This is a genomic window from Kitasatospora sp. NPDC059599 (genome assembly GCF_042735125.1).
Taxonomy (GTDB): domain Bacteria; phylum Actinomycetota; class Actinomycetes; order Streptomycetales; family Streptomycetaceae; genus Kitasatospora.
The window spans coordinates 1-4,809 of the sequence record NZ_JBHWCL010000271.1 but is presented as its reverse complement, the minus strand read 5'-3'; the positions used below and the strand labels follow the sequence as shown (position 1 = coordinate 4,809).

At 72.8% G+C, this 4,809-nt stretch carries 2 protein-coding genes and 1 riboswitch; of the genes, one reads left to right on the top strand and one right to left on the bottom strand.

Going from position 1 to position 4,809, the window contains the following annotated elements; genetic code table 11:
• Window positions 1–59: 59 nt before the first annotated feature.
• A complete protein-coding gene (gene gcvP, locus ACFV04_RS43235; RefSeq protein WP_380347514.1) occupies window positions 60–2,960 on the bottom strand; it encodes an aminomethyl-transferring glycine dehydrogenase in 2,901 nt (966 codons plus the stop codon).
• A 238-nt stretch (window positions 2,961–3,198) separates the two neighbouring features.
• Window positions 3,199–3,302: riboswitch (glycine riboswitch) on the bottom strand.
• 151 nt (window positions 3,303–3,453) lie between these two features.
• Here gcvP and ACFV04_RS43230 point away from each other — a divergent pair.
• A complete protein-coding gene (locus ACFV04_RS43230; protein ID WP_380536558.1) occupies window positions 3,454–4,629 on the top strand; it encodes a PRC and DUF2382 domain-containing protein in 1,176 nt (391 codons plus the stop codon).
• Window positions 4,630–4,809: the final 180 nt, after the last annotated feature.

Here is a 4,809-nt window from a genome sequence, read left to right as displayed (position 1 = left end):
GGCGGAGAGTTCCGCCGGGGCCCTGCCGAACGTCCGGGCGCTCCCGGCGCCCGGGTCCGTCAGACGCCGTACTCGTCCAGCGGCGGGCAGGAGCAGACCAGGTTGCGGTCGCCGTACGCGCCGTCGATCCGGCTCACCGGCGGCCAGTACTTGTCCGCCGGGTTCACGCCCGCCGGGAAGACCGCCTCCTGCCGCGAGTAGCCGTGCGCCCAGTCGCCGGCCAGCTCGGCGGCGGTGTGCGGGGCGTTGCGCAGCGGGTTGTCGTCGGCCACCCACTCGCCCGAGCCGACCTTGTCGATCTCGGCCCGAATCTCGATCATCGCGTCGCAGAAGCGGTCGATCTCGTGCAGGTCCTCGGACTCGGTGGGCTCGATCATCAGCGTGCCGGCCACCGGGAAGGACATCGTCGGCGCGTGGAAGCCGTAGTCGATCAGGCGCTTGGCGATGTCGTCCACCGTCACGCCCGTCTCCTTGGTCAGCGGGCGCAGGTCGATGATGCACTCGTGCGCGACCAGCCCGCCCGGGCCGGTGTAGAGCACCGGGAAGTGCGGCGCCAGGCGCTTGGCGATGTAGTTGGCGTTCAGCACCGCGACCTGGGTCGCGTGCTTGAGGCCCTCGCCGCCCATCAGCCGGACGTACGCCCAGGAGATCGGCAGGATCGCCGCCGAGCCCCACGGCGCGGCCGAGATCGGACCGACACCGGTGGCCGGGCCGGCCTCCGACTGCAGCGGGTGGTTCGGCAGGTACGGCGCCAGGTGGGCGCGCACCGCGACCGGGCCGACGCCCGGGCCGCCGCCGCCGTGCGGGATGCAGAAGGTCTTGTGCAGGTTCAGGTGCGAGACGTCCGCGCCGAACTTGCCCGGCTTGGCCAGGCCGACCAGGGCGTTCAGGTTGGCGCCGTCCACGTACACCTGGCCGCCGGCCTCGTGCACCATGGCGCAGATCTCGGTGATCTCGGTCTCGTACACGCCGTGGGTCGACGGGTAGGTGACCATCAGCACCGACAGGTTGTCGCGGTGCTGCTCGATCTTGGCCTTCAGGTCCTCGACGTCCACGTCGCCGTCGACCAGGGTCTTCACCACGACGACGCGCATGCCGGCCATCACGGCCGAGGCCGCGTTGGTGCCGTGCGCGGAGGACGGGATCAGGCAGATGTCGCGCTGGGTGTCGCCGTTGGCGTGGTGGTAGGCGCGGACGGCCAGCAGACCGGCCAGCTCGCCCTGCGAACCCGCGTTCGGCTGGATCGAGACGGCGTCGTAGCCGGTCACCTCGACGAGCTGCTGCTCCAGCTGGCGGATCAGGGTCAGGTAGCCCTGGGCCTGCTCGATCGGCGCGAAGGGGTGCAGCTGACCGAACTCCGGCCAGGTCACCGCCTCCATCTCGGTGGTCGCGTTGAGCTTCATGGTGCAGGAGCCCAGCGGGATCATGCCCCGGTCCAGCGCGTAGTCCCGGTCCGACAGGCGGCGCAGGTAGCGCAGCATGGCGGTCTCCGAGCGGTGGCTGTGGAAGACCGGGTGGGTCAGGTACTCGTCCTCGCGCAGCAGCGCGCCCGGCAGCGCGTCGGCGGCCTCGGCGACCTCGACCGCGTCGACGCCGAACGCGGCCCAGACGCCGGCCAGGTGCTCGCGGGTGGTGGTCTCGTCGGTGGAGACGGAGATCCGGTCCTCGCCGTCCTGGTGGACGTTGATGCCGTTGGCGCGGGCGGCGGCGGCGATCTCGGCGGCGCGGCCCGGGACGACCGCGGTGACGGTGTCGAAGAACTCGCCGTGCAGCAGCTCGACGCCGCCGGCCCGCAGGCCCTCGGCGAGGGCCGCGGCGTAGCGGTGGGTGCGGCGGGCGATGTCGGCCAGGCCGTCCGGGCCGTGGTAGACGGCGTACATCGAGGCCATCACGGCGAGCAGCACCTGGGCGGTGCAGATGTTGCTGGTGGCCTTCTCACGGCGGATGTGCTGCTCGCGGGTCTGCAGCGCCAGGCGGTAGGCCCGGTTGCCGTCGGAGTCGACGGAGACGCCGACCAGGCGGCCGGGCAGCGAGCGGGCGTACTCGGCGCGCACCGACAGGTAGCCGGCGTGCGGGCCGCCGAAGCCCATCGGCACGCCGAAGCGCTGCGAGGTGCCGCAGGCGATGTCGGCGCCCAGCGAGCCCGGGGACTTGAGCAGGGTCAGCGCCAGCAGGTCGGCGGCGACGGCGACGATCGCGCCCAGGCCGTGCGCCTGCTCGATCACCGGGGTGAGGTCGCGGACGACACCGGTGGCACCCGGGTACTGCAGCAGCACGCCGAAGACGCCGCGCTCGGCGATCTCGGCCGGGATGCCGTCGGACAGGTCGGCGACGACGACCTCGACACCGGTCGGCTCCGCACGGGTCTGGATCACCGCGGTGGTCTGCGGCAGGGTCTCGGCGTCGACCAGGAAGACACCGCCCTTGACCTTGGTGACGCGGCGGGCCAGGGCCATCGCCTCGGCGGCCGCCGTGCCCTCGTCCAGCAGCGACGACCCGGAGGTCGGCAGGCCGGTCAGGTCGGAGACCAGGGTCTGGAAGTTGAGCAGCGCCTCCAGGCGGCCCTGCGAGATCTCCGGCTGGTACGGGGTGTAGGCCGTGTACCAGGCCGGGTTCTCCATGACGTTGCGCAGGATCACCGGCGGCGTGAAGGTGCCGTAGTAGCCCAGGCCGATCATCGGCTGGAGGACCTGGTTGCGGCCGGCCAGCTCGCGCAGCTCGGCGAGGACCTGGGCCTCGGTCCGGCCCGCGGGCAGGTCCAGGCCGGTGATGGAGCGGATCGCCTCGGGCACGGCCGTGGCGGCGAGCTCGTCCAGCGAGCCGTAGCCGACGGACGCCAGCATCTTCTCCTGGGCGGCGGCGTCGGGGCCGATGTGGCGGTTCTCGAAGGGGCTGGCCAGCTCAAGCTCGGTGAGGGTCGAGGCGCCGGTGGGGCGTCCCGCGTTCGGCTGGGCGTTCATGGTGGTCGAGGCCTCCTGGTCACGGACCGGCGGGGGTACGCGCGCCTACCGGCCTTCCTCGCTGCGGAACAGCGAATGAGCCACGGCGGGCGGACCCGTCAGGCCTCCCCCTCTGTCATCGGGACCTGAGAGCTTCGCCCGCACGGCGCGCTGCGGCACGCCGTCGGCTTGCACCGTCGGTGAGGGTGGTGATCGCCGGCTTCCGTGCCGACGCTCCTGCCCTGCTTTCCAGAGTGACCTACCCCACACGGTACGGATGCCTGAGAGATTCCGGGGAGGAGTTGCTCCTTCGGCGCCCCGACCAGCGGTTTTCGCGGTCGGAGACTCTCCCGAGCGGGCTCTGCGGTCGCCGCCCAGGGTACCAGCGGGAGGCCATCCGATCACGGGTGCTTCCCGTCACCCCGGGTCTACGCGCGTCCCCCGGACGGCCCAGCCCGCAGCCCGTCCGGCGCACCCCGGTCGCGCCCGCCCAATTCATGGCATTTGGTGTGGAGTGGCGGACGGGACGGGCGCTCCTGCCGCCTTCCTGCGGGAGTTCCGCTGGCTCAGCGCACTGGAGGAAAGCGTGCAGACCGACATCGACCCCAGGGACCTCATCGGCCACAAGGCGGTCGACCGCAACGGAGACAAGATCGGCACGGTCGACGAGGTGTACCTGGACGACGCCACCGGCCAGCCCGAATGGGCCGCCGTCCGGACCGGCATCTTCGGCCGGGACGCCTTCGTCCCGCTCACCACGAGCGAGTTCTCCGGCGACGAGCTCCGGGTGCCGTACGACAAGTCACTGGTCAAGGAGTCCCCGGACTTCGGCGTGGGCCAGCACCTGTCCCCCGCCCAGGAGCTCCAGCTGTACCGCTACTACGGCCTCGATACCCCGGTGGACGACCACCCGGCCGGCGAGGACAGCGGCCGGACCGCGCAGTGCGACCACGACTTCGGCACCACGACGGCCGTCCCGGCGGCCGCGACCGCCGCGGCCGTCACCAAGCCGCACGCCCTCCGCTCCCCCGAGCCCGCCCCGGCCGCCAACGGCACCAGCACCGCCACGGAGGACAGCGTGCGCACCCTCAGCACCCCCGCGCCCGCCGCCACGCCCGCGGCGGCCGCGACACGCGCACCCATCGTCGAGCCCAAGCCGCAGTCCGCCCCGATGCCCACCCCGACGTCCGCCCCGACGTCCGCCGCCCCCGCGTCCGGCGCGGGCGCCGCCTCCCGCAACGAGCCGGTGGAGATCACCTGCCGCGAGGAGCGGCTGGACATCACCACCGAATGGCACACGGTGGGCACCGCGAAGCTGCGCAAGTACGTGACGAGCGAGCAGATCGAGCGCCGCGTCCCGGTGGTCCGCGAACGCGTCCGGGTCGAGCGGATGCCGGTCGGCGAGGCCGAGCGCGCCTCGCTCACCGAGAAGGAGATCGCCGAGGCCGTCGAGGAGGTCACCCTCCGCGGGGAACGCCCGGTGGTCCGCAAGTACCTCGCCCCCATCGAACGCGTCCGCCTCGTCGTCGAGCGCTACACCGCCGAGGAGGTGATCCGGGACGAACTCCGTCGCGAACACGTCGAAGTCCACGACAACACCACGCCTCCTGCCGCCGCCACGCCACCTTCGTCGACGACCACCCCGGCACCGGAGAACTCCCGCCCCTCGGCCCTGCGCCCCCTCGTCTGACCCCACCCACACACAAGGGCCCCGACCACCCCTGGTCGGGGCCCTTCCCCATGCCCCGACCCCTCAAGCCCCGACCCCCCTCGCCCACAACAGCCCGCCGCAGGCACCCCCCACCCCGCACCCGCAGCCCGCCACAGGCGCCACCCGAAGCCCCGACTCTTCCCCCGCCCACCGCACCAC

Coding starts and splice junctions, on each gene's coding strand:
- gcvP (WP_380347514.1), bottom strand. CDS start 2,960: ATGAACGCCCAGCCGAACGCGGGACGCCCCACCGGCGCCTCGACCCTC.